Origin of the sequence: Enterobacter sp. MGH 33, assembly GCF_000534535.1 — a bacterium.
In the GTDB taxonomy this organism is placed as follows: Bacteria; Pseudomonadota; Gammaproteobacteria; order Enterobacterales; family Enterobacteriaceae; genus Enterobacter; species Enterobacter hormaechei_C.
Window position 1 is genome coordinate 4,234,983 of record NZ_KI973212.1, and the last position, 23,865, is coordinate 4,258,847.

The 23,865-nt window shown below is 55.4% G+C and carries 16 protein-coding genes and 1 tRNA gene; 11 read left to right on the top strand and 6 right to left on the bottom strand.

Going from position 1 to position 23,865, the window contains the following annotated elements:
* Window positions 1–14: 14 nt before the first annotated feature.
* Entirely contained in the window at window positions 15–1,376 is a 1,362-nt protein-coding gene (locus L379_RS04325) for a 2-hydroxycarboxylate transporter family protein (protein ID WP_032655007.1), read from the bottom strand.
* Window positions 1,377–1,721: 345 nt separating this feature from the next.
* On the opposite strand from L379_RS04325, the gene L379_RS04320 reads away from it, so the two are divergent.
* Both L379_RS04320 and L379_RS04315 read left to right on the top strand, forming a co-directional pair.
* A complete protein-coding gene (locus L379_RS04320; RefSeq protein WP_015571853.1) occupies window positions 1,722–3,359 on the top strand; it encodes an ATP-binding protein in 1,638 nt (545 codons plus the stop codon).
* Entirely contained in the window at window positions 3,349–4,041 is a 693-nt protein-coding gene (locus tag L379_RS04315; RefSeq protein WP_015571854.1) for a response regulator, read from the top strand. Before L379_RS04320 ends, L379_RS04315 begins: the two co-directional genes overlap by 11 nt.
* Before the next feature lie 75 nt (window positions 4,042–4,116).
* On the opposite strand, the gene L379_RS04310 is transcribed toward L379_RS04315, so the two are convergent.
* Entirely contained in the window at window positions 4,117–6,255 is a 2,139-nt protein-coding gene (locus L379_RS04310; protein ID WP_032655707.1) for an ornithine decarboxylase, read from the bottom strand.
* Window positions 6,256–6,436: 181 nt separating this feature from the next.
* Here L379_RS04310 and L379_RS04305 point away from each other — a divergent pair, with 181 nt between their 5' ends.
* Window positions 6,437–7,150: a DUF554 domain-containing protein gene (locus L379_RS04305; protein WP_003862452.1), complete on the top strand. Its 714-nt coding sequence runs from the start codon at window positions 6,437–6,439 to the stop codon at window positions 7,148–7,150.
* Window positions 7,151–7,245: 95 nt separating this feature from the next.
* Window positions 7,246–7,321: transfer RNA gene (locus L379_RS04300), tRNA-Phe, on the top strand.
* 77 nt (window positions 7,322–7,398) lie between these two features.
* Here L379_RS04300 and L379_RS04295 read toward each other — a convergent pair.
* Complete coding sequence (locus tag L379_RS04295; RefSeq protein WP_015571857.1) at window positions 7,399–9,183, bottom strand: hybrid sensor histidine kinase/response regulator; 1,785 nt, start codon at window positions 9,181–9,183, stop codon at window positions 7,399–7,401.
* The gene (locus tag L379_RS04290; RefSeq protein ID WP_017692678.1) at window positions 9,180–9,812 is read right to left on the bottom strand and encodes a response regulator transcription factor; all 633 of its coding nucleotides are present in this window, start codon (window positions 9,810–9,812) and stop codon (window positions 9,180–9,182) included. The genes L379_RS04295 and L379_RS04290 overlap by 4 nt, the downstream gene beginning before the upstream one ends.
* 175 nt (window positions 9,813–9,987) lie before the next feature.
* Here L379_RS04290 and L379_RS04285 point away from each other — a divergent pair, with 175 nt between their 5' ends.
* Both L379_RS04285 and L379_RS04280 read left to right on the top strand, forming a co-directional pair.
* The gene (locus L379_RS04285; protein WP_017382737.1) at window positions 9,988–10,302 is read left to right on the top strand and encodes a lipoprotein; all 315 of its coding nucleotides are present in this window, start codon (window positions 9,988–9,990) and stop codon (window positions 10,300–10,302) included.
* A 116-nt stretch (window positions 10,303–10,418) separates the two neighbouring features.
* Window positions 10,419–13,451, top strand: coding sequence for an autotransporter outer membrane beta-barrel domain-containing protein (locus L379_RS04280; protein ID WP_032655011.1), 3,033 nt, complete (start codon window positions 10,419–10,421; stop codon window positions 13,449–13,451).
* Window positions 13,452–13,512: 61 nt separating this feature from the next.
* On the opposite strand, the gene L379_RS0124305 is transcribed toward L379_RS04280, so the two are convergent.
* Window positions 13,513–14,040: a helix-turn-helix transcriptional regulator gene (locus L379_RS0124305; protein WP_045324834.1), complete on the bottom strand. Its 528-nt coding sequence runs from the start codon at window positions 14,038–14,040 to the stop codon at window positions 13,513–13,515.
* A 668-nt stretch (window positions 14,041–14,708) separates the two neighbouring features.
* Here L379_RS0124305 and pgaA point away from each other — a divergent pair.
* Genes pgaA through pgaD form a run of 4 tightly spaced genes read left to right on the top strand, consistent with a single transcriptional unit; the run spans window position 14,709 to window position 20,848 of the window.
* Window positions 14,709–17,147, top strand: coding sequence for a poly-beta-1,6 N-acetyl-D-glucosamine export porin PgaA (gene pgaA / locus L379_RS04275; protein ID WP_032655014.1), 2,439 nt, complete (start codon window positions 14,709–14,711; stop codon window positions 17,145–17,147).
* 8 nt (window positions 17,148–17,155) lie between these two features.
* Window positions 17,156–19,093 carry a poly-beta-1,6-N-acetyl-D-glucosamine N-deacetylase PgaB gene (gene pgaB, locus L379_RS04270; protein ID WP_032655016.1) on the top strand — a complete coding sequence of 646 codons (1,938 nt, stop codon included), beginning with the start codon at window positions 17,156–17,158 and terminating at the stop codon, window positions 19,091–19,093.
* A complete protein-coding gene (gene pgaC, locus L379_RS04265; RefSeq protein WP_015571860.1) occupies window positions 19,086–20,417 on the top strand; it encodes a poly-beta-1,6-N-acetyl-D-glucosamine synthase in 1,332 nt (443 codons plus the stop codon). The genes pgaB and pgaC overlap by 8 nt, the downstream gene beginning before the upstream one ends.
* Window positions 20,414–20,848: a poly-beta-1,6-N-acetyl-D-glucosamine biosynthesis protein PgaD gene (pgaD, locus tag L379_RS04260; protein WP_032655018.1), complete on the top strand. Its 435-nt coding sequence runs from the start codon at window positions 20,414–20,416 to the stop codon at window positions 20,846–20,848. The genes pgaC and pgaD overlap by 4 nt, the downstream gene beginning before the upstream one ends.
* Before the next feature lie 52 nt (window positions 20,849–20,900).
* Here pgaD and gss read toward each other — a convergent pair whose 3' ends face one another.
* The gene (gene gss, locus L379_RS04255; RefSeq protein WP_032655021.1) at window positions 20,901–22,763 is read right to left on the bottom strand and encodes a bifunctional glutathionylspermidine amidase/synthase; all 1,863 of its coding nucleotides are present in this window, start codon (window positions 22,761–22,763) and stop codon (window positions 20,901–20,903) included.
* 183 nt (window positions 22,764–22,946) lie between these two features.
* On the opposite strand from gss, the gene yghU reads away from it, so the two are divergent.
* The gene (gene yghU, locus L379_RS04250; RefSeq protein ID WP_003862465.1) at window positions 22,947–23,813 is read left to right on the top strand and encodes a glutathione-dependent disulfide-bond oxidoreductase; all 867 of its coding nucleotides are present in this window, start codon (window positions 22,947–22,949) and stop codon (window positions 23,811–23,813) included.
* Window positions 23,814–23,865 lie beyond the last annotated feature (52 nt).

The following is a 23,865-nucleotide window of genomic DNA, read 5'->3' on the forward strand; positions in this document are numbered from 1 at the left end:
TCTTTCCTGAAAACTTAAACGAGGAAGTTGCCCAGAATCAGCAGTGAGACAGAGACGTTAATCGCGCCGCCGATACGGGTAGCAATCTGGGCGAATGGCATCAGGCTCATGCGGTTGCCTGCGGTCAGGATCGCCACGTCACCGGTGCCACCCTGCCCGCTCTGACAGCAGGAGACGATGGCGACATCAATCGGGTGCATACCAATCTTTTTGCCAACGAAGAATCCGGTCGCCACCAGCGCGGAAACGGTGCTGACAATCACCAGCAGGTTGCTGACGGTGAACGCCGCCACCAGTTCATGCCATGGGGTAATCGCCACGCCGACAGCGAAGAGGATTGGGTAGGTCACGGAGGTCTGGAAGAATTTGTACACCACCTGGGAACCCTCCAGCAGACGCGGAGAGGCGCCGTTGCAGAGCTTCACCAGCACCGCCATAAACAACATGCCCACCGGCGCTGGCAGACCAATCAGCTTGTGACCGAGCATGCCCAGCATGTACAGCAGCACCGCCAGCAGCGCGCCCGAGGCGATGGTCGTCACGTCCGCTTTGCCGGAGAACGCAGGTTGGGAAACAGTGGCATCAGCGTTGGCGCGATTCGGCATCAGCTGGCCTTCACCGGTCAGGTGCGGGTAGCGTTTACCGAGCTGGTTGAGGCAACCGGAGATAATGATCGCCGTCAGGCCGCCGAGCATCACCATCGGCAGCACGCGGCCGAGCGCCACGCCCTGATCCATATGCAGCAGGGTGGCATAGCCGATAGAGAGCGGGATCGCCCCTTCCCCGACGCCGCCCGCCATGATCGGCAGAATGATAAAGAAGAAGATCTGGAACGGCTCGAGGCCCAGCGCCAGCCCAACACCCATGCCGACAATCATGCCGACGATTTCACCGCACAGCATCGGGAAGAAGATGCGCAGGAAGCCCTGGATCAGCACGGTGCGGTTCATACTCATGATGCTGCCGACGATAATGCAGCAGATATAGAGGTAGAGAATATTGGTGGATTTATAGAATTTGGTCGTGGACTCAACCACCACGTCCGGCAGCAGGCCGTAATAGACCAGCGCGGAAGGGATAAAGGTGGCGCAAATTGCCGCCGCACCGAGCTTGCCGACAATCGGCAGGCATTTGCCGAACTCACCGCAGGCAAAGCCGAAGAAGGCCAGCGTGGCCACCATGACCACAATGTCGCTCGGCAGTTTTCCGCCCAGGCAATCAATCGCAATCAGCGCGCCCGCCAGAACGAACAGCGGCAGAGGAATAATGCCGATTTTCCAGGTATCCATAATATGCCACCAGCGCTCTTTGAGCGATGGCCGCTGAATATCAATCGGGTCGTGGGTAACAGAGAATGAATCGTCAGTTGTGCTCATAATAAGCCCCTTAGTTATTTTGTGCGTTCAGCTTAGAGTCACAAAGGCTTACTTTATGTGAGGAATGGCATATTAAAAGCGAAGTTTTAATGGACGCTATGGTTTTAATGGTTTCTTTTATTTAATGTGATTTACGCCTTATTTATTGCCGTGGTTTTTATGGTTTCTTTTCTTAACTGAACAAAGAAATAACATTTATTCATTTAACCTTAAGAGGATGAGACTTTCGGAAAAATCTTTTACAGGCTGCGCTGTGCAAGGGATCACAAGTTTTCGGCAAAGCGGGCATCCCGGCTTTAAAAGATGATATATTCAGCCGACCTGTTGATATCTCGCGTGATAGTTATGAAAGTATCGTTTCAGATCAAGCTGTTTATTTCGCTGGTCGCCTTTTTCTCAGTGCTGTTCGCATTACTGGGCGGATATTATTATGTCGATGTCGGCAGGCAGCTTTATCAGGAAATGAGCGCGCGCGCAAAAATACAGGCCGAAGAAATTGCGCTTATTCCTACCCTGCGAAAAGAAGTCGAACAAAAGGATATCCTGGGTATCCATGACTTTATGCAGAAAATAGCCGCCCGCAGCGACGCCAGTTTTATTGTGATTGGTGACAATAAGGGGCTGCATCTTTTCCACTCCGTGTTTGCCGACCGGGTAGGCAAAACGCTGGTTGGCGGAGATAACGACGAGGTATTACACGGCAAAAGCACCATCACCATCCGCAAGGGCGGGTTAGGCATTTCGCTGCGCAGCAAAGCGCCCATTTTTAATGATGCCGGGCAGGTGGTGGGGATTGTTTCGGTAGGCTATCTCACGAGCTATCTGGACACCATCACCGTCAGCAAGGTGGTTAATATCCTGATTGCCGCCGTGCTGCTGCTTATCGCCCTGTTTATTTTCTCCTGGTTCTTCACCCGCAGCATCAAGAAGCAGATATTCTCTCTGGAGCCGCGCGAAATCGGCCTGCTGGTGCGCCAGCAAAAGGCGATGATGGAATCCATTTATGAAGGGGTGATTGCCATCGACGACGATCTTCGCATTGAGGTGATTAACCAGGCGGCGCGTAAATTATTAGGCTTACGCCAGCCCGCCCGCGAACTGCGGGGTCAGCTCATCAGCCAGGTGATCGCGCCCGTTCCGTTCTTCAACGCGCAAACCATGCTTGCGAAAGACACCCACGATGAGATCTGTCGCTTTAACGATCTCACAGTTATTGCCAGCCGGGTGCGGATCATGCTGGAAGATGCGTTGCAGGGCTGGGTGATCACCTTTCGCGATCGCAACGAGATCGACTCGCTCAGCGCCCAGCTCAGCCAGGTGAAGCGCTACGTTGATAACCTGCGCATCATGCGCCATGAACAGCTGAACCGCATGACTACGCTGTCCGGCCTGCTGCATATGGGCCGTTATGACGAAGCGATTCGCTACATACAGGCGCAGTCGGAACACGCTCAGGAGCTGCTGGACTTTATCTCGTCCCGCTTTAGCTCTCCGACGCTGTGTGGTTTGCTGCTTGGAAAGGCCGCCCGCGCGCGTGAAAAAGGCGTTGAGCTGAGTTTCGACCCGGCCTGCCGGGTGGATAAACCGTTCCTGCCGCTGCTCGAATCGGAACTTATCTCGATCATCGGGAACTTGCTGGATAACGCCATTGAAGCGACCCAGCGTGCACCGCTCCCGCATGCCCCGGTGGACGTGCTGATAAAGCTGAACGAGCAGGAACTGATTATTGAAGTCGCCGACCAGGGCGTCGGCATCACACCGGAGATCCGCGACCGGATCTTTGAGCGCGGCATCACCACCAAAACGCGCGGCGATCATGGTATTGGCCTGTATCTGATTGAAAGCTATGTCACACAGGCTGGCGGTGCAATTGAAGTTGCCGATAACACCCCACGCGGTGCCATTTTCTCACTGTTTATTCCCGCCACGGGAACGGCCCGGCACCCCGTACAGGAACTGGAAGATACCGACTATGCAACATGAACTTATCGACGTACTGATTGTTGAAGACGAGAACGAACTGGCGCAACTGCACGCGGAGCTTATCGGTAAACATCCGCGCCTGAGGCTGGTGGGGATTGCCGCGTCGCTGGCCGACGCGCAGGTACAACTGGAGAGCAAACAGCCGAAGCTGATGCTGCTGGATAACTACCTGCCGGACGGCAAAGGCATCACCCTTATCAGCAACCCGATGCTCACCCGCGCCAACTGCTCGGTGATTTTCATCACCGCCGCCAGCGATATGGACACCTGTAGCCAGGCAATTCGTAACGGCGCGTTCGACTACATCCTCAAGCCGGTTTCCTGGAAGCGCCTGAGCCAGTCGCTGGAACGTTTTGTGCAGTTTGCCGAACAGCAGCGCGTCTGGAAGATCGTCGACCAGCAGAACGTAGATTCACTCTATCAATTGCAGGCGAAAAACTATCGCCTGGACAACGGCAGCAAAGGGATAGAGGAGAACACGCTGGCGCGGGTGCAAATGCTGTTTAACAACAAGGCGGCGCACTGTTTTACGGTGGATGAGGTGGTGAGCGAGACGGGCCTGAGTAAAACCACCACCCGGCGCTATCTGGAACACTGCGTGGAGGTGGGTTTTCTGACGGTGGAGATGCTGTACGGGAAGATTGGGCATCCGAGAAGGATGTACCGCCGCGCAGAAGCCTGACGCAGTATTGTAGGCCCGGTAAGCTTGCGCCGCCGGGCACTCGCCGGGTGGCGCTAACGCTTACCCGGCCTACGTTCAGACATTCAATACGTATCCATACAGCCGCTTAATCCCGTCCGCATCTTTCTCGCTGTAAACGCCCTGCAACTCTGGCGAGAAACCCGGCAGCATATTAATGCCCTCTTCCAGCGCCAGGAAATAGCGCTGTACTGCTCCACCCCAGACTTCCCCGGGCACCACACACAGCACGCCCGGCGGGTATGGCAGCGCACCTTCGGCGGCAATGCGTCCTTCGGCGTCACGAATACGCACCAGTTCGACGTTCCCGCGAACGTACTCCTGGTTGGCATCCTGCGGGTTCATCACCACGGCAGGCAGGCTCTCCTGACGGAACATCGCCTTCTGTAAATCCTTCACGTTAAAGCTGACGTAGAGATCGTGCATCTCCTGGCACAGCTGACGGATCGTGTAGTCGCGGTAACGCACCGGGTATTTCTGATAGATAGTCGGAAGCACATCCGCGAGCGGTGTGTCGTCTTCAATATGCTGTTCAAACTGCCCCAGCATTGCCACCAGCTGCATTAGCTTCTCCGCGCTCTCGGCTGGCGTCAGCAGGAACAGGATGGAGTTGAGATCGCACTTCTCCGGCACAATGCCGTTCTCGCGCAGGTAGTGGGCGAGAATGGTCGCCGGAATGCCGAAATCGGTATAGTGCCCTGTTTCAGCATCAATGCCCGGCGTGGTCAGCAGCAGCTTGCACGGATCGACGAAATACTGCTCGCGGGCATAGCCTTCAAAACCGTGCCATTTTGCACCCGGTTCAAAACTAAAGAAGCGACGCTCGCTGGCGATAGCCTGTGTGGGGTGATCCTGCCATGGCCGCCCCGCCACCACCGGCGGGATAAACGGTTTGATCATATTGCAGTTGGCGATGATGGCCTTGCGTGCTTCAATGCCCAGCTCGACGCACTCCGCCCACAGCCTGCGTCCGCTCTCGCCCTCGTGGATCTTGGCGTTCACGTCCAGCGCAGCAAACAGCGGGTAAAACGGGCTGGTGGAGGCATGCAGCATGAACGCATTGTTCAACCGCTTGTGCGGGCAGAAGCGCGACTGACCGCGAATATGGTTATCCTTTTTATGGATCTGCGACGTTTGCGAGAACCCGGCCTGCTGCTTGTGGACCGACTGGGTCACGAAAATTCCCGGATCGTTCTCGTTCAGTTCCAGCAGAAGCGGAGACGTTTCCGCCATCATCGGGATAAATTGCTCGTAGCCGACCCAGGCGGAGTCAAAGAGGATGTAGTCGCAAAGGTGACCGATCTTGTCGATCACCTGACGGGCGTTGTAGATCGTGCCATCGTAGGTGCCGAGCTGAATGATCGCCAGACGGAACGGGCGCGCCTCGGCGGCTTTCTGCGGCGCGACGTCACGGATCAGTTCCCGCAACCAGGCCTCATCAAAGCAGTGCTCATCAATCCCGCCGATAAAACCAAACGGATTACGGGCTGCCTCAAGATAGACAGGCGTTGCCCCGGCCTGGATCAGCGCTCCATGATGGTTGGACTTGTGGTTGTTACGATCGAACAGCACCAGATCGCCACGGGTCAGCAGCGCATTGGTCACCACTTTATTGGCCGCCGACGTGCCGTTCAGCACGAAGTAGGTTTTATCCGCGTTGAACACTTTCGCCGCGAACTTTTGCGCGTGCTTGGCGGAGCCTTCGTGGATCAGCAGATCGCCCAGCTTAACGTCGGCGTTGCACATGTCGGCGCGAAAAACGTTCTCACCGAAGAAATCATAGAACTGCCGCCCCGCCGGGTGTTTTTTGAAAAAGGCACCGTGCTGGTGACCCGGACAGGCAAAGGTGCTGTTTCCCATCGCCACATACTGGCTCAGGGTGTCAAAAAAGGGTGGCAGCAGGTTCTCTTCATACCGGCAGGCGGCAGATTCCAGTTCCAGCAATTCCTGTGCTTTACCCGAGATGATCGCCGTGACACCCTCTGGCACCTCTCCTGGCTCTGTTGAGAACAAAAATACCGGTAACTGAAAGCCCGTACGCTTCAGCAATGCGAGAATGCCGCTGTAGCTTTCAACAACCGTAATGACGACTGCCGCCACATCGGTGAAATCAGTGTTATCCAGCATAACTTTTTCGCGATGCGTAGAAACTTTGGATACCAGCTCACGGCTGACGGCAATTTTCATGGTTTTCATAGGCGCAAATACCCTCACCGAACGGCGAGACAGGAAGGAGAAAATTCGCGCAATCATGTCACCTTTTATTTTCAGGTGCAAGAAGGAATCAGTATGCGTTACGCCTCCCAAAGCTAAGCGTAATCAGGGACGAACGTGCCATAATCATGCAATGCCAGTGCTTAAATAACAGGAGTTAAACGTGGTAATTGGACCCTTTATCAATGCGGGAGCCGTATTGCTGGGCGGTGTACTTGGGGCAGTATTAAGTCAGCGCCTGCCGGAGCGTATTCGCGTCTCCATGCCTTCTATTTTTGGCCTGGCGTCGTTAGGGATTGGTATCCTTTTAGTGGTGAAATGCGCCAACCTGCCGGTGATGGTACTGGCGACGCTGCTCGGCGCGCTCATCGGCGAGTTTTGCTATCTGGAAAAAGGCATTAATCACGCGGTAGGCAAAGCCAAAAATCTGATTGCCCGACCAGGCAAGGCAAAGCACGGCACGCACGAGTCGTTTATTCAGAACTACGTTGCGATCATTATTCTGTTCTGCGCCAGCGGCACGGGGATATTCGGTTCGATGCAGGAAGGGATGACCGGCGATCCCAGCATATTGATTGCGAAAGCGTTTCTGGATTTCTTTACTGCCACCATTTTTGCCACCACCCTCGGCATCGCCGTCGCCGCGATTTGTGTGCCTATGTTGCTTATTCAGCTGGCGCTGGCCACCTGCGCCACGCTGATCCTGCCGCTGACAACGCCAGCGATGATGGCAGACTTTACCGCCGTCGGCGGCCTGTTGCTGCTGGCGACAGGGCTGCGCATCTGTGGCATTAAGATGTTTGCAGTGGTGAACATGCTCCCTGCCCTGCTGCTCGCGATGCCGCTTTCCGCGCTCTGGACGCACTTTTTCGCTTAAGTTTGCGACGAAATGGTGAGAGAGTGTGCAGTCTGCTCCGAAAGCAACAAATTTCGTTGACGCCGGAGGTAGGATCGGGTTTAATGCGCCCCGTTGCCCGGATAGCTCAGTCGGTAGAGCAGGGGATTGAAAATCCCCGTGTCCTTGGTTCGATTCCGAGTCCGGGCACCAAAATTTATATTAACGGACCTCCACGGAGGTCCGTTTTTGCATTCTGAACCCGCCAGAATCGACACTTCTGCATTCCCTTAATGACACCCCGACCACTGCGTCAGCAGCGCATGCAGTTTAGCCGGCTCAAGAGGCTTGCGAAGCACCAGGTAACCCTCCTGCTCCGCCTCCAGCAGAACCGGTGAATTAAATTCGCCGCTGACTATCGCGCCGCTCATATCCGGCAGACGGTCAAAAAGCGCTTTCAGGATGTCGAAGCCGCTTTCGCCCGATCGCAGGCGCTGGTCGCACAGCACGGCGAACGGCGTAAAGCCGTCGTCGATGATGGCAAACGCTTCTTCAGCGGAGGCCGCACAGCGTACGTCGATTCCCCAGACGCTCATCAGGCTCTCCCAGGCAGACGTCACCAGCGGGTCGTCATCGACGACCAGGCAGGAACCGTGCAGCGGCGCATAGCGTACCGGCGTGGCGGTGTTGTCAGCGGCGGGCGGGGTGTCCAGCACGCTATCTTCGCCAGCATATTGGATAAAGCGCATCCAGAAGCGTGAGCCTTTACCTTCAATGGATTGCATCCCGTATTTTACCTTCATGAGCTTGGCACAACGGGCAACGACGGCCAGCCCCAGCCCGTGTCCGGCGCTGTCGATCTTCCATGCCAGCTCGGGGCGGTAGTAAGGTGAGAAGATTTTGCCCTTCTCTTCATCGGCGATACCGACTCCCGTGTCCCACACCTCCACCATACACTCGTCACCGCGCGGTCGGATGGCGACCAGCACCCCGCCCTGGAGCGTGTAGCGAAGGGCGTTTTGAATCAGGTTAATCAGGGACTGTCGCACCAGCAGCGGATCGCCCATCACGTCGATACGGCGTTTAGGCCGCCGGATACACAGCCTAAGCGCGCGGCTGTTGGCCTCTTCACGAAACAGCGTGATGACCGAGTCGAGCAGAGCACCGATATCCACTTTGGTCGGGGCAGAGAGGACATTCCCGGATTCTATTTTGCTCAGATCGAGCAGAGAATTGAGCATTAAATGCACCGAGCGAACGCTCTGCTGAAGGTCAAGGAGTTGCGGCGTCAGGCTGTCGTCCCGGTTTCGGTGGAGGATGGCTTCGATCAGAAAGCCCATTGCGTGTACGGGCTGGCGCAGATCGTGACTGGCGGTGGTCAGAAACTGATTTTTATCCAGCAGTGCCTGCTCCGCGTCCTCTTTGGCCTGACGAAACTGTTCCGCAAGGCGTGAGCTTTTTTCCTCAAGCAGCGCTTGCTGAATAAAGAACGCATGGGAAGTTAACGCATGGCGGTAAATCGCGAAGCCGTAAAGCAGATTCAGCATGAGCACGATGAACATCAACTCATCCAGCCGCCAGATAATACCGAGGTTCAGCACCCCCCAGGAGGCGAAGAAAAAACGCGTAAAGGTACTGATGACAGGCGTCAGATGCGTCGCATTGGCGGCGACGATGGCGGCAATGCTGATATTAAGTAACAGGAAAAAGTCAAAATTCTGCGTCTGTGGCGTAATTAAATAGAGTGATGAAATTCCCAGCCCGTGAATAAAGGCAATATTATTAATACGCGGAAGCCAGCGTCGCAGAACGTCCCTTTCACCGTTTTCTTTCGCTTCACGCTGATAGCGTCGGTGCAATATTCGTATCGCCACGGCACATAGCAGATAAATAATTATCCAGATAATCGTTGGGCCGAGGTCGTCCCCAAGCATATAAATCCAGATGGCGAAAGGAATACCAACAAAGGGCACTGCACTAAAGCTAAATACCAGCCGCAGAAAGGTGTTGTTTAGCAAACGGATCTGCGCCGGAGGAGAGATACCATCATTTTGTAAGCTCTGAAAAAACCTCATTCCGACGGTTCCTGCTTGCCATGCAGAAGCGTGATGGCTTCGACCCGGCTGTTAACGCCTATCTTTTTCAATATATTGCTGATGTGTTCTTTGACCGTGGGCTCAGAAATTGAAAGCTGGGCGGCGATGCGTTTATTTGGCAGGCCGCGCATAATCATATTTAACACGTCTATTTGTCGCGGCGTTAAGTTAAATTTACTTAACTTCTCATTATTCGTCTTAACGGAAATTTCGTTTCCCTCAGGAAACCATGTCTGATTATCAGTGAGTGCGAAAACGGCCCGCGAGAACATCTCAGGTGGCTCGCTTTTCAATACAAAACCGTGTCCCCCGGCGGCATTAACTTTGCGCCAGATATCATTATTGTCATCCCCGCTGACCACCAGGAGTCGTACCTGTGGGTAAAGTTGCTTTACTTCTTTGAGTAATTTCAGGGCCGTTCCGGAAGAGAGCCAAAAATCGATTACGAGCAAACGTGGCGGGCCATGATCCCTAATTTGGCGGTAGCAATCATCCTCATTCGTCACCACACACGCCTGCTTAAACTGGCAATGTGTAATCAGAAAATTGGCGATGCCGCTTGCTACCAATGGATGGTCATCAACGACTAACGCATAATTCTGTCCCAAAGGAGCCTCCTTTTACCTTCGCATATCTTAGAGTACAGATGAATTATTATCTACCCACCCTACTTTAGGAGGGTTTTTTCGATTAGGAAAGAGAAATATATTATTCGCTGATTTGGGTAAAAGAAAACATAAATACAATCAGTGAAATTAACTGGTTGGATATCAAGGATAATTTATGAAAAAACCACTAATCGTTTTAACCGTTACGTTGATGCTAGCCGGTTGTTCCACGTTGAAAACCGATCAGGCTATTCCACTCCTACAGGCGGAGACCGCTAAAATGCTGGGACTGGGCTCATCGGATGAAATAACCGTATCCAACGTTAATGGCGCCCAGCCGGACGCACTGGGAGGACAAAAACTCTCTTATCGCGCCACGACAGAAAAAGGGCGTATTTTCGATTGTTCATCGATGATGATGCCGGGAATTTTAGGATCTGCACCGACGCTGAGCGCGCCAACCTGTACACCAGTTGTCACACATAAATAATTAGCACCGCATTAAAAGGCGTACTGAAATAACGCCTTTTACGTTATCTGACGTATCTGAGTTTTCATATAAAAACGATGTTCCTGACATCATGCTAATGAGTACGGAGATAGCCCGTGAATAACTCTACATCACATTCTTTAGCGGTTAAGACACCGCTTTCCAGACTTTACCTCGCTCTATTTTCCGCGCCGCTGTTACTTTTTTTACCTGCCGATGTCGCGCGTGCAGCCGATGCCTTTTTTGATGGCGAGTCGCGTATTACCGAAACGCTGGGTTACACCGGAGATGTTTATGTTGGACGTAACCAACGCGGAAACCTGCTGATCGATAATGGCAAAATCACCGCCTATAACATCAATATCGGTCGGCTGTTCGACGGCAAAATTTATGAAAGCGTGGTCACGGTCCGTGGGCCAGACGCTGAGCTTAACGCGGTGAACGATCGGTACGTCCTGCGCGGCGACCTGAATCTTGGCCTCGGCACCCTGCGAGTCGAAGAGGGCGCGCTGGCGAGCGCAAAGGAGATCGTTGTCGGCACCACCCGCGGCTACGACAGCCACCTAATCGCCACGGGTGCCGGCTCTCGTGTGACCAGTAATTTTCTCAGTGTAGGCACCGATCTGGGCGCACGCTCCACGCTTGCGATTGAAGACGGCGCGTCGCTCAGCACCGCTTACGATGCGCGCATCGGCAACGGTACCGGGCCGGGTGAAACCGACACGCTGAGCCCAAAAGCCATCGTCACGGGGAGCGGGTCACAGTGGAACGTTGGCCGTACGTTGACGCTTTATGGCGACCTGGACGTGCTGAACGGCGGGGTGGTTAACGTTGGCGGCGTGCAGGTGGCGGGCGTCTCCGGCGCAGGGAAAACTGCCGAACTGGTTATTGCGGGCAAGGACTCGCGCTTTACCAGCGGCAGCAGCGTGAGCGTGGGCGATTATGGCAATGGCGTGCTGTCTGTGATTGACGGCGGTTCATTTTCCGCTGGCAGCAATGCGCTGATCGTGGGGACATCGGGTTCCGGCTCGAACCGGGGTGCGCTCATCATCGGCAGCCGCGGCAATATGGACACCGGCACGGGTTTAACTGAGCCAACGCTTGGCACGGCGGGCGGCGCAGGTACCCTCGATGCGAAGACGGCAATCAGCCTTCGTGGCGGACTGTTCGGCAGCTATGTCTACTTCAACCATACCGACGGAAATTACCTCTTCAGCAACACGATGAGCGGTGAAGGTGATGTGATCAACACCTCCGGGCAGACGACGCTGAACGGCGATCTTTCCGCACTCAAGGCGAACGTAACCGCGCGGGGCGGTAAAGTCATCATTGCCAGCAATATTAATACCCAGCCAGAAGACGATATCTTTGACGTCCAGACCCTTAGCGCGGAGAACGGCGGCACGCTGATCCTCAACGCGACGGCGGGTTCAGACGTCAGCAACGGGGTGGGTTATAGCAGCGCCGCGTCAATCAAGTCCGGCGGCACGCTGGGCGGCAACGGGACGCTGGGCCAGACCGAGATCCTGTCCGGCGGACATATCTCGCCCGGCGACGGCAATATCGGTACGTTGACGCTGAAACGCTATCTGAACTTTATCGGCGAATCCTTCTATGACGTGGATATCGCAGGAGATGGCCGTAGCGACCAGCTACTGGTATCGGGCAAAACTACCATCAGCAATCAGGCTAAGGTACAGATCACCGCGCTGGATCCGCAAACCAGCTATAAAACGGGCCAAAGCTACCGCATTTTGACCTCCGACGGGGGAATCGACGGTGAGTTCGCCGGAGCGATCTCCAAATCCGCCTTCCTCGACGTGGCGCTTAAGCAAAGCACCAACGCCGTCGATCTGACCATCGCGCAGAAAGAGACCGGTGGCGAGAATCCTGGAGGAGAAAACCCCGGAGGCGAAAACCCTGGCGGTGAGAATCCTGGTGGTGAAAACCCCGGAGGCGAAAATCCTGGCGGTGAGAATCCTGGTGGTGAAAACCCCGAAGGTGAAAACCCGGGCAGCGGCAAGCCGGGCATTTTCCAGACCGTGGCCCAAAGCAGCAACCAGTGGAATACCGCTGGCGCGCTCTCCACGCTGACGCAAAGCGGCCCGTCGCTGGCGCTGTATAACTCGCTGCTTCTGCTAAGCGCACCGGAAGCGCGCGAGGCGTTCAACCAGCTTTCTGGTGAAGTTTATCCGTCAATGCAGTCCAACCTGATCGCTGGCAGCACGCAGGTGTTTAACGTGTTAAACCAGCGGATGCAGCGCGCGTTTGATAACGACAGCCTGCCGATACCACCGTTAGCCATGTCGCTGGTGCAGCAGCCGGAGCCGCAAAACAATGGCGTCTGGGGCCAGACCTTCAGCTCCTGGAGCCGAAACAGCGGCGACGGTAACGTGGGCAAGCTGGACGGCAACACCACCGGCTTCCTGCTGGGGGCAGATCGCAAACTGGCGGACCATAACGTGCGTGTCGGCGGCTACTTCGGCTACAGCCGGGGTGATTATGACGTCGACAGCCGTCGCTCTTCAACGGATACCGACAACTATCACCTTGGTCTGTATGCGGCGGGTCAACAGGATGCGTTCTCCCTTCGCGGCGCGCTGGGTTACACCTGGCACAAGATCGAAGGCGAGCGCAATGTTGATTTCAGCGGCTTCTCGGATCGGCTGAAGTCAGATTACGACGCGAACTCCCTGCTGGCGTTCACCGAAGCGGGCTACCGTTTCGGCCAGCCAGACAGGAATATTGAGCCGTTCGTCAATTTATCGTACATCCGGCTGCATACCGACAGCTTCAGGGAAGACGGCGGTGCCGCTGCGCTGAGCGTCCGTAACGAAACGATGAACACCTTCTATACGACACTCGGGTTGCGCGGTGTGACCGAGTTGCCGAAGCACGTTAACCTCTACGGTTCGTTGGGCTGGCAGCACGCCTATGGCGATAAGAATACCTCTTCGCGCATGGCGTTTGCGGGCAGCGACGCGTTCATTACTCAGGGACAGGCCGTGGATGAGGATGTGATGGTCGGTGATATCGGCGTGAGCGTACAGCTGTCGCGTGCTGCGACGCTGGATGTGGGTTACCAGGGACAATATGGTGCGGATACCCGCGTCAACTCTGTTAACGCCAATCTGCGCTGGTCGTTCTGAATTATTTCCATTAAAAGAACCCGCCCTCGTGGCGGGTTTCTGCTTTTGGCTTCTGACAAAGCTAGGGATCGTTCCCAACCACGTCCAGCAGTTTGTTTTTAAAGATAAACAAACACGCCTCGTTGAAGTTACCTGCTCCTAACCGCTCCGACAGCACCGTTCGCTTGCGATAGAGGCTTTTAACCGACATATTCAGCTTATCTGCAATCTCTTCCATTGACCTCCCTGCCTTCAGCAACCTGATCATTATCGCTTCGTGTCGACTCAGCCGTAAGTTAAGCAGCCATTTGGTTGTCAGACGCCTGCCTTTCATATCAAGCACCAGATTGAATAACGACGCCATATCCGGAGCCGTAAGCGACGTGTTCATAAACAGCTTCATACTGAGAAGATCCTCCTCTCGAGGACGCATATCCAGCATAACGCAGCAGATCGTTTTTCTCGTTCTGGCCGGATGGCGTATCAGGTAATCATATAAACGGAGCGGCGTACGGCTATCAATCAGTACAGTATATTCATTTGCGTCGGTATCAAATATGTTTCTGTCTATCGAACTGAGGCAAATTATATCCGGGAAAAATAGCCGCATCCCCCTGACAAGGAAACAATCCTGAGTCACTAACACTATTGAAGTCGCCACTAACCATCCCTTTTAGATTAAAGCAAGCCCGCCTCTTAAGAAACAAGAACGCTTTCGTTTATAGCGTTTTACATTAACGGCAAATGTTTTCTGGCTTTGATCATCCCTCAATATGACATTGGTGAGCTAGACTTTTTGTAGACTATCACTCAATGCCTGGCGTTAATTATAAATAAAAAAGAATTTCAGAAAAGTCACTTCTCTGAACATTAAGAATTTTTGTCATGAAACTTCCCAAACATGCACCAGAAAGTACTTTAATTAACTCAGCAGAACTTCATTTCTAATATAAAAAAACAGGAAGCAGCAAAAGAAAAAACATTTAACATCAATCAGTTAAAAAGAACAATCCTGCACTGAATTATCTAAAAAACTTACTTCTTCCAGAATTATCTCAAAACCTCCCAGCCGCTTTTCAACTTATTTATCCCCCAACATATCGGGTGTACATTAAGCCCAATCAGACCACTGAGATGAGGGCTCATAATTACCTTTAAGTAAGTACCCCATAACGTAGCATCATTCAGATTTAATGTTCTCCTTTATGCCCTTTAACACAGAGTTAAAAGGCGGCCGTGTTATGCAATGGATTCACGATAAACAAATGGCAAATAGATATGGAAAGATCGCTTAGCTTCACTACGTTATTCTTTTATCGCACCACAATATTATTGCTCCTGCTTTTACTCTTTCCTGTTCTGGTTCAGGCTGATGAATCCGTTTATGAGCATCAGATACAACAGGCACGTAACGGTAATTACGCTCTGTTTCTTGATTACCTACAGCGCTATGAGCAACAGCATGCTTTAACACCCGGACAGGTTGCGGACTGGTTACAGGTAGCCTCCTGGGCAGGACGCGATGATGAGGTTATCCGGGTCTGGCAGCGTTATGGTATTTATATGCCGCTGCCCGCTCGCGCCATCGCTGCTGTCGCCCAATCCAGAAGAAACCAAAAAGCCTGGCCATCCGCCTTATCGCTGTGGAAAGAGGCGCTCAGCCTTGCGCCGGATAACGACGATTACCGCATCGGCTATGTTAAGACCCTGGCCGATGCCCGCAGAGATCGCCTCGCGCTTTCGGAAGCCCGGCGGCTGGTTAAGGACAATCCTTCTCCCGCGCACCTTGAGACGCTCTCCTATGTCTGGATGCGCCAGGGAAAAAACGGGGACCGGCTGCTGGCGGACATGCGCGCACTGAACGCCGCTCCCGGGAATAATGCCCTTCTTCGCGAGACGATCGATGCGTTAACGGAAAACCGGGTAAGCATGCCTGCACTCTGGCTGTCGCAAAGCGCGGCGATGTCTCCCGCGGAGCGCCGCCGCCTTGAGCGTAACACCGCGGCTGAAAGGGTACGCCTGGCGGATGTGCCTGGCAGAACGGAGAAAGAGCGCCTGCGGCTGGCACAAAACGCGTTAGATCGCTATCACGCCCTGCTTTCCCGCTGGCAAAACGAACCGCAGGCGGCTGAAGACGTCGTCCTTGCACGTATCGATCGGCTTGGCGCCCTGTATGCGCAGGGTAATTACCGGCAGGTCATTAGCGAATATGAGGCGCTGACGGCCGCACAGCATCCGGTACCGGACTGGGCCATCGGCTGGGTGATCTCGGCATATTTGCAGGAGAAAAACACCGTCGCCGCCTTCTCGCTTGTGCAACGCTATCCACACTACGCCTCCGATCCGCAGGATGAGGAGCATGCGCTTTTCTACGCCTGGCTGGATACGGGGCAGTATCAGACCGCCCGCCACTACGTTGAGCGCGAGACCCGCAGCGTTCCCTGGACCCGCTACGATTTCGGATCCCCGACCGCTCAGCCGAACGATCGGTGGCTCACCGGACAGTCTCTCAAACTTAACTATTTGCTGGCGACCAACGCCCTGCCGGAGGCCGAAAAGCTGTCGTATCGTCTGGCATCAACGGCGCCGGGAAATCAGGGGTTACAGATTGATTATGCCGCCCTGCTTCAGGCCAGAGGCCTGCCGCGCGCGGCCGAGCAAAAGCTTAAACGAGCAGAGGCGCTTGAACCCGCGAATCTGGAGCTTGAAAAACAGCAGGCTTACGTCGCAATGGACCTTCAGGAGTGGCGCCAGATGGATTTACTGGCTGCTGACGTGATTGCTCGCGCCCCCGCCGATCGCAGCGCCCGTCGCCTGGACAGGCTCAGAGCGGTCCACCACATGTCTGAGCTGCGTCTGAATGCGGGTAAAGGATTGCACTCAGATAACCCCGTCAGCGGTAGCCACGATATGAGCTGGGACGCCACGCTCTATGGCCCGCCCGTGGCGGATAACTGGCGGCTGTTTGCCGGCGCCCGCTATGCCCAGGGGAATTTCGACGAAGGTAAAGGCATCAGCCGCCACCTGCTGGGCGGCGTTGAGTGGCGCCCCCGTGACCTCACGCTCGAAGCCGAGCTCTCCAGCAACCGCTATCACGGTACAAACAGGCCGGGCGCACGGCTCTCAACAACCTACAGCCTGAGTGATCACTGGCAGGTCAGCGGTAACCTCGAACGCTTGTCACGCGCCACACCCTTACGGGCATTACGCAATGGGATCAGCGCCAACCGGGGTGAAGGTGGGGTGCGCTGGTATCAAAACGAGCGACGTGAATACCAGTTCAACGCCGCCGTCAGCCGCTTCTCAGACCACAACCGCCGTCAGGAATACACCCTCTCTGGGAAAGAGCGTCTCTGGCAGACCCCGACCCTGACGCTGGATCTCGAACCGGGGATCGCCGCCAGTAAAAACAGCCTGCGGAATACGCTCTATTACAACCCGGCACGGGATCTGTCCGTGACGGCTGCCCTGTCCGTTGACCATGAGATGTACCGCCACTACGACACCCTCTGGAGCCAGCAGTTCGTGGCAGGAGGGGGCAGCTACTGGCAGAAAAATCAGTCCGCGGGTGCCGTTACCCTGCTGGGTTACGGGCAACGCATCCAGTGGAACAACGTTGTCGATACTGGCGTGATGCTGAACTGGGATAAGCGCCCTTACGACGGCAAACGCGAGAGCAATCTCTCCGTCACGTTAGATGCGACTTTACGCTTTTAAGGATGAATATGCTGAACACACGTTTTTCTGTAAGCCTGATCGTCATCGGCTGGCTCTGCCTCAGCGCGAGCCTCTGCGCGCAGCCGCTATCCTTTATGGCCCCTGAAGAGAGGCCGCAGCTGGAGGCCAGCAAACCCTGGCCGGAGAATCAGTTTCTGGTCCTGGCCTACCACGACGTTGAAGATGATGCCGCCGATCAGCGCTACCTCTCCGTTCGCACCAGCGCGTTAAACGAGCAGATAAGCTGGCTTTTGCACAACGGCTATCACGCCATCAGCGTGCAGGACATTCTGGATGCGCATGAAGGGAAAAAAGCGCTGCCGCCGAAAGCCGTTTTGCTCAGCTTTGACGACGGCTACAGCAGCTTTTACACCCGGGTCTGGCCTCTGCTTCAGGCCTGGAACGTTCCTGCGCTGTGGGCGCCGGTGGGCAGTTGGGTGGATACGCCGGCAAATCAAAAAGTTAACTTCGGCGGTCTGATGACGCCCCGCGATCGCTTTGCCACCTGGGATATGGTTCACGAGCTCAGCCAGTCCCCGCTGATTGAGATTGGCTCGCATACCTGGGCCTCGCATTACGGCATTCCGGCCAACCCGCAGGGAAGCCGTGAACCCGCCATCGCCAACCGTTTTTTCGATAACGCGACGGGGCATTACGAAACCGATGAACACTTCAACCAGCGGATCGCCGCAGACGTACGCAAAGTCACCGATAAAATCACCCAGGTGACGGGAAAAGCGCCGCGTGCCTGGGTGTGGCCCTATGGGGCTGCCAACGGTACGTCGCTCGCTATCGCCCAAAAACAGGGCTATCAGTTGGCCTTTACCCTGGAGGACGGGCTGGGAAACGTGCGCGACCTCGGCAACATCCCGCGCCTGCTGATCGCCGGAAATCCGTCGATAAAAACCTTTGCCAACACGATTAGCCGCGTTCAGGAGTTTGACCCGGTGCGCGTCATGCATGTTGATCTCGATTACGTCTACGATCCCGATCCGGCCCAGCAGACGAAAAACATCAACAAACTCGTCCAGCGGGTCTACGACATGAAAATCAGCCATGTGTTTCTCCAGGCGTTTTCGGATCCGCGGGGCGACGGCAGGATCGATGCGCTCTATTTCCCCAACCGTCGGCTCCCGGTCCGGGCCGATCTCTTTAATTTTGTCGCCTGGCAGCTACAAACCCGCGCGGGAGTGAAAGTCTTCGCGTGGATGCCGGTTCTCTCTTTCGATCTCAGTCCAGCCTTGCCGCGCGTGCAGCGCCGGGATCGTCAAACGGGAGAGTTGACCGTGGCCGCCGAGCCCTATATCAGGCTCTCCCCCTGGAGTCCGCAGGTTCGCCAGCAGGTGACGGAGATCTATGAAGATCTGGCCCGCTATGCCAGCTTCAATGGCATCTTATTTCATGACGACGCGGTGCTGACGGACGTTGACGATGCAGGACAGGACACGACCCGACAGAAGAGTCAGCGACTTATCGGCTTTACACGCACCCTGAGCCAGGCGGTGAAAAACATCCGTGGCCCGCAGATCAAAACCGCGCGGAACATGTTCGCGTTGCCCATTCTCGAGCCGGAAAGCGAGGCATGGTTTGCGCAAAATCTCGATGATTTTCTGGCGGCCTACGACTGGACGGTGCCGATGGCAATGCCGCTGATGGAGTCCGTCCCGGCAGAAGAGAGCAATGCCTGGCTGACGCGTTTAGTCAAAGCCGTCGCCGCACGCCCCGGCGCGCTGAATAAAACGATTTTTGAGCTACAGGCCAGGGACTGGGCACAGAAACCGCAGCGTGCCGTAGCCGATGAACGTCTGATGGAGTGGATGCGGGTGCTCCAGCTGAACGGCATCAAAAATTACGGTTATTACCCCGACGACTTCCTCAACAACCAACCTGATATCTCACGTATCAGACCTGAATTTTCTTCGTACTGGTATCCTGACAATGACTGATCGCATTATCGCCTTCTCTATTTTGTGTCTGGTATTCGGGTTGCCGTTAGGCGTAGCCGCGCTGTTTACCGGCGAACTGATTCTGGACTTTGTCTTTTTCTGGCCGCTGTTTATGTCCGTGCTCTGGGTAACCGGCGGCCTCTATTTCTGGTTTCAGCTTGAACGGCACTGGTCGTGGGATAACGCAACACCCGCCCCCGCCTTAGCCGGTGAGCCGTTAATCTCGATTCTTATTCCCTGCTTCAATGAGGAACGCAACGCACGGGAGACCATTAGCGCCGCGCTGGGTCAGCGGTACTGGAATGTGGAAGTTATCGCCATCAACGACGGTTCTTCTGATAACACGGCGGAGGTACTGCAACAGCTGGCGCGAGAGCAACCGCGCCTGCGGGTGATTAATCTCGCGGAGAACCAGGGGAAAGCCGTGGCGCTCAAGGCCGGCGCTGCGGCGGCCCGGGGCGATTTGCTGGTCTGCATTGACGGCGACGCCCTGCTCGACCGCGACACCGCGGCGTATCTGGTGGCACCGCTGATTCAGTATCCCCACGTTGGGGCCGTCACCGGGAATCCGCGTATTCGCACGCGCTCAACGCTGATTGGCCGCATTCAGGTGGGCGAGTTTTCTTCCATTATTGGCCTTATCAAGCGAACGCAGCGGATCTATGGCCGGGTCTTTACCGTCTCCGGCGTCATCGCCGCCTTTCGCCGACAGGCGCTGGCGGATGTCGGGTACTGGAGCCCGGACATGATCACAGAGGATATCGACATAAGCTGGAAGCTTCAGCTTCGCCACTGGGATATCTTTTTCGAGCCGCGGGCACTGTGCTGGATCCTGATGCCGGAGACGCTAAAGGGGCTGTGGAAACAGCGTCTGCGCTGGGCGCAGGGGGGGGCAGAGGTGTTTCTGGTTAACCTGCGCAAGATGGCCCGCTGGGAGCATCATCGCATGTGGCCCCTGTTTCTTGAGTACGCGCTATCAACGCTGTGGGCGTTTGCCTATGGGGCAACCGTGGTGTTGTTCATTCTCAGCCATATTATCCCTCTTCCCGCGAACCTGGCCGTTGCGAGCCTGTTTCCCCCGGCGTTTACCGGGCTGCTGCTGGGTGTGATGTGCCTGCTGCAATTCCTCGTCAGTTTGTATATCGAGCGGCGCTACGAGCGGAAAGTGGCAGGCTCGCTGTTCTGGGTAATCTGGTTCCCGATGGTGTACTGGATGATTGGCCTGTTTACCACCCTCGTGGCATTTCCGAAAGTCATGCTTAAACGTAAACGCGCCCGCGCGCGCTGGATCAGTCCGGACCGGGGTAAAGGGAGCATTCAATGAACGAGAATACGTTAATTTTGACTGAACAGCGGCTGGCACCGCGTCTTTTCGATGCCGCATTAACGCTGATAGCCTGGGGAGGATTCCTGTTTTTCCTTTACGCCAGGCTGTGGATGCAGTTAACCGAGGAGGGCGATCACCGCTGGAGCGTGATTATCGCCTCTTTTAATACGGTGCTGGTCTATCTGCTGATTGCCGCGTTCAACGGCTGGCTGCTGATCCTGTGGTATCAGTACAATCGCCGCCGCGCGCATGTGAGGCGGCGTCATCCGGAAATGTTGCGCCATGACGAGCTTGCCCAAAGTTTTAACGTCACGCCGCAAATTATGTCCGAGATGAGCCAGTACAACCTGCTGACGGTTTACCATGACCAGATTGGCCGGATCATTGATTTGAAGATCAGCGAGCAGCAGGAAGAGGAAGAGCAGTAATGAAACGCCCCCGCAACATGCCCTGCGGGGGCGTTTTTATAACAGGGAGACGTTATTTATCTTTCACCACAATCAGCGGTTCAATATCGCTCTCTTTCTTCACCACCAGCGAGTCATCCCCGCGCAGACAGGTTCCGCCATAGTTCCCGCCCACGGTAAAGGTGCAGACCTGAATGTATCTGCCGTCAACTTTCGGCAGGCACCATAGCTGCTGGTAGATATTTTTGCGGTCAACAAACTTGCCGCTGGACTGGTCCAGCAGTTCGTCCTGGGCGCCGATCAGATCGATATTGCTCCCGCAGCGTCCGGCGATCGGTTTAACGGCATAACCGGTCCGTTTGAGCAGATCGTTGACCTCAAAATCGGTATCCAGCAGGTAACGGTGGTTCGGGAACAGCTGCCACAGCACCGGCAGGATCGCCTTGTTACCTGGGATCACCGTCCACAGCGGTTCAAAGACCAGCACTTCCGGGCGCAGCAGGACGTCAATCAGGCGGACTTCACCTTGCGGGTGACCGGTGCGGATAGGCACGGCGGCGTACTCGGTTTCGCTCACCTCGCGGATCTGCTCAATCGCCGTTTCCCACGCCCAGGTTTTCCATACGCAGTTGACGTGACGGCCTTCATCATCAATCAGTTGCCCGGCGGCATCCCAGCTCAGCGCCCCCAGTCCATGCAGGATTTTGGTTTCAAACCCGGCCTGGATCAGCGAGCGCTGAATAAAGAGCGCGTGGTAATCCTCTTCGGTATCGTTGTCCTGCATGATATGGACGAACGGCCGAGCGTGGCTGTGCTTCCATGCGCCGGTCAGCTCCTCCAGCAAGCCTTCCGCCGGATTGTGGCCGGTGCCGCGATAGCCGTTTTTCACCCACTCTTCAAGAATGAGCCCGCCCTCGGTATGGCAGGAGGCGGAATCCGCGTTGTACTCGTAAACCTTGATGCCGCGTTCATCCATGCAGAAATCCATACGACCGGTGATCATATGGTGACGACGCCACTGCCAGGAGAGACGCAGACGCGGCCAGAGAATTTTCGGGATGTCGAAAAGCGCGAGTAAGCTGTCGTCTTTCAGCACCTTGTCGGTGGCATGAAGGTACATCAGATGCAGTTCGTTGGTGGCTTTGATCAGCTCCTGCTCGGCGCTTTCGGTAATGGTGAAGTACTGGCAGGGATCGTTGTTGATAACGTGGCCGTTGGCGCGAACGTACGCCTGTTGCAGGGCGTCGTTTTCATTGAGCCATTTTCCGTCGAACTGACGGTTGTTCTTCAATCGCGCGCCGCTGATTTTCAGCAGTTCACCGTCGATCTCCGGCTGAGGAATACTGTGTTCCGTCTCCTCCGTCTGGATCATCCACCCGAGGATCTCGGTATCGTTGAACGTGTCATGAAGCGTATAGCAACCGTCCTCCACGCTCAGACGCAGCTCGCGCGTCCACTGCTGCCCCATCGGCAGCGGGGAGTGAATAACGTTCTGCTCGGCAATGCGCACTCTGTCATCCAGCAGCTGGGTAATGACGGCGACGTGGCCGGTTTCATGAAACTCACCGCCCTTTTGCCAGATGAGCAGCGCACCGGCCTGCGGCGCGCGTTTTGAGCCATTAGCAAAGGCCTGTAGCGGCAAAATATTGTCGTTTACCACCTGGCGCAAAAAACGCAGGGAGAAGATCTCCCACGCCATCCCGACGTCGGTAAAAACAAACCCGTGATTGAGAAACAGGAAACGGCGCGCAAACTCAACGCACTGCCATTTATGGCCCATGTATTCGTTGCCGATATAGCTGCGGAATTCCGCGTCTTCCGGGTAGTGACGCGGATCGAGACTGCCGTAATTTGAAGAGTAAATCGCCACGCCACCCGGCGCATAACCTAATAACGTCCCGAAGGGTGCGTCACTGCTTAACGTTCCTTTACGCATGTGTCCAACCTAAAACAGGCAGGCGGCAATTTTTTTGTGGGGTTGTCGTCGTCTGCACGTTGTAATTAACTGACAGAGGTGGCGTTATCATACACCCGCCCTGCCCATTACGCTCGCATCGTTAAACGGTTCCTGCATCTCCTGCTACACTGCCTCAACACAACACCAAAAAGGCAGGCCAACATGTCAGATAACACCTATCAGCCACCGAAAGTGTGGGAATGGAAACAGAATAACGGCGGCGCGTTCGCCAACATCAACCGTCCCGTCTCGGGCGCGACGCATGAGAAAGAGCTACCTGTGGGCGCGCACCCGCTCCAGCTGTACTCTCTCGGTACGCCGAATGGACAGAAAGTTACCATCATGCTGGAAGAGCTGCTGGCGCTGGGCGTGACGGGCGCGGAATACGACGCATGGTTAATCCGCATTGGTGAGGGCGATCAGTTCTCCAGCGGTTTTGTCGACGTGAACCCGAACTCGAAGATCCCGGCCCTGCGTGACCACTCGACCACCCCGCCGACGCGCGTCTTTGAATCCGGCAATATCCTGCTCTACCTGGCCGAGAAATTTGGTCACTTCCTGCCAAAAGATCCGGCAGGACGAACGGAAACCCTGAACTGGCTGTTCTGGTTACAGGGCGCGGCCCCGTTCCTCGGCGGCGGTTTTGGCCACTTCTATAACTACGCACCGGTGAAGATTGAGTACGCTATCGATCGCTTCACCATGGAAGCTAAACGCCTGTTCGACGTGCTGGACAAACAGCTGGCGCGCGGTCGTTACGTAGCGGGTGAGGAATATACCATTGCGGATATGGCAGTCTGGCCATGGTTTGGCTGCGTGGCGCTGGGCAGCGTGTATAACGCCGCCGAGTTCCTGGATGCCGGGAAGTACACCAACGTGCAGCGCTGGGCAAAAGATGTGGCGAATCGTCCGGCCGTTAAACGCGGGCGCATTGTTAACCGTACCAACGGCGAGCTGAACGAGCAGTTACATGAGCGTCATTCAGCAAGCGACTTCGATACCCAGACGGAAGATAAACGTCAGGGTTGATCCATGACCGGGCGGTTCGCCGCCCTTCTTCCGCGATGAGAAAAATGCGTCA

What these genes read in the sequence shown, in the direction of transcription:
- pgaA (WP_032655014.1), top strand. Translation starts at nt 14,709, where the DNA reads ATGGAAAGATCGCTTAGCTTCACTACGTTATTCTTTTATCGCACCACA.
- L379_RS0124305 (WP_045324834.1), bottom strand. Translation starts at nt 14,040, where the DNA reads ATGCGGCTATTTTTCCCGGATATAATTTGCCTCAGTTCGATAGACAGA.
- L379_RS04320 (WP_015571853.1), top strand. Translation starts at nt 1,722, where the DNA reads ATGAAAGTATCGTTTCAGATCAAGCTGTTTATTTCGCTGGTCGCCTTT.
- L379_RS04310 (WP_032655707.1), bottom strand. Translation starts at nt 6,255, where the DNA reads ATGAAAACCATGAAAATTGCCGTCAGCCGTGAGCTGGTATCCAAAGTT.
- L379_RS04315 (WP_015571854.1), top strand. Translation starts at nt 3,349, where the DNA reads ATGCAACATGAACTTATCGACGTACTGATTGTTGAAGACGAGAACGAA.
- pgaC (WP_015571860.1), top strand. Translation starts at nt 19,086, where the DNA reads ATGACTGATCGCATTATCGCCTTCTCTATTTTGTGTCTGGTATTCGGG.
- yghU (WP_003862465.1), top strand. Translation starts at nt 22,947, where the DNA reads ATGTCAGATAACACCTATCAGCCACCGAAAGTGTGGGAATGGAAACAG.
- L379_RS04325 (WP_032655007.1), bottom strand. Translation starts at nt 1,376, where the DNA reads ATGAGCACAACTGACGATTCATTCTCTGTTACCCACGACCCGATTGAT.
- pgaD (WP_032655018.1), top strand. Translation starts at nt 20,414, where the DNA reads ATGAACGAGAATACGTTAATTTTGACTGAACAGCGGCTGGCACCGCGT.
- L379_RS04285 (WP_017382737.1), top strand. Translation starts at nt 9,988, where the DNA reads ATGAAAAAACCACTAATCGTTTTAACCGTTACGTTGATGCTAGCCGGT.
- gss (WP_032655021.1), bottom strand. Translation starts at nt 22,763, where the DNA reads ATGCGTAAAGGAACGTTAAGCAGTGACGCACCCTTCGGGACGTTATTA.
- pgaB (WP_032655016.1), top strand. Translation starts at nt 17,156, where the DNA reads ATGCTGAACACACGTTTTTCTGTAAGCCTGATCGTCATCGGCTGGCTC.
- L379_RS04295 (WP_015571857.1), bottom strand. Translation starts at nt 9,183, where the DNA reads ATGAGGTTTTTTCAGAGCTTACAAAATGATGGTATCTCTCCTCCGGCG.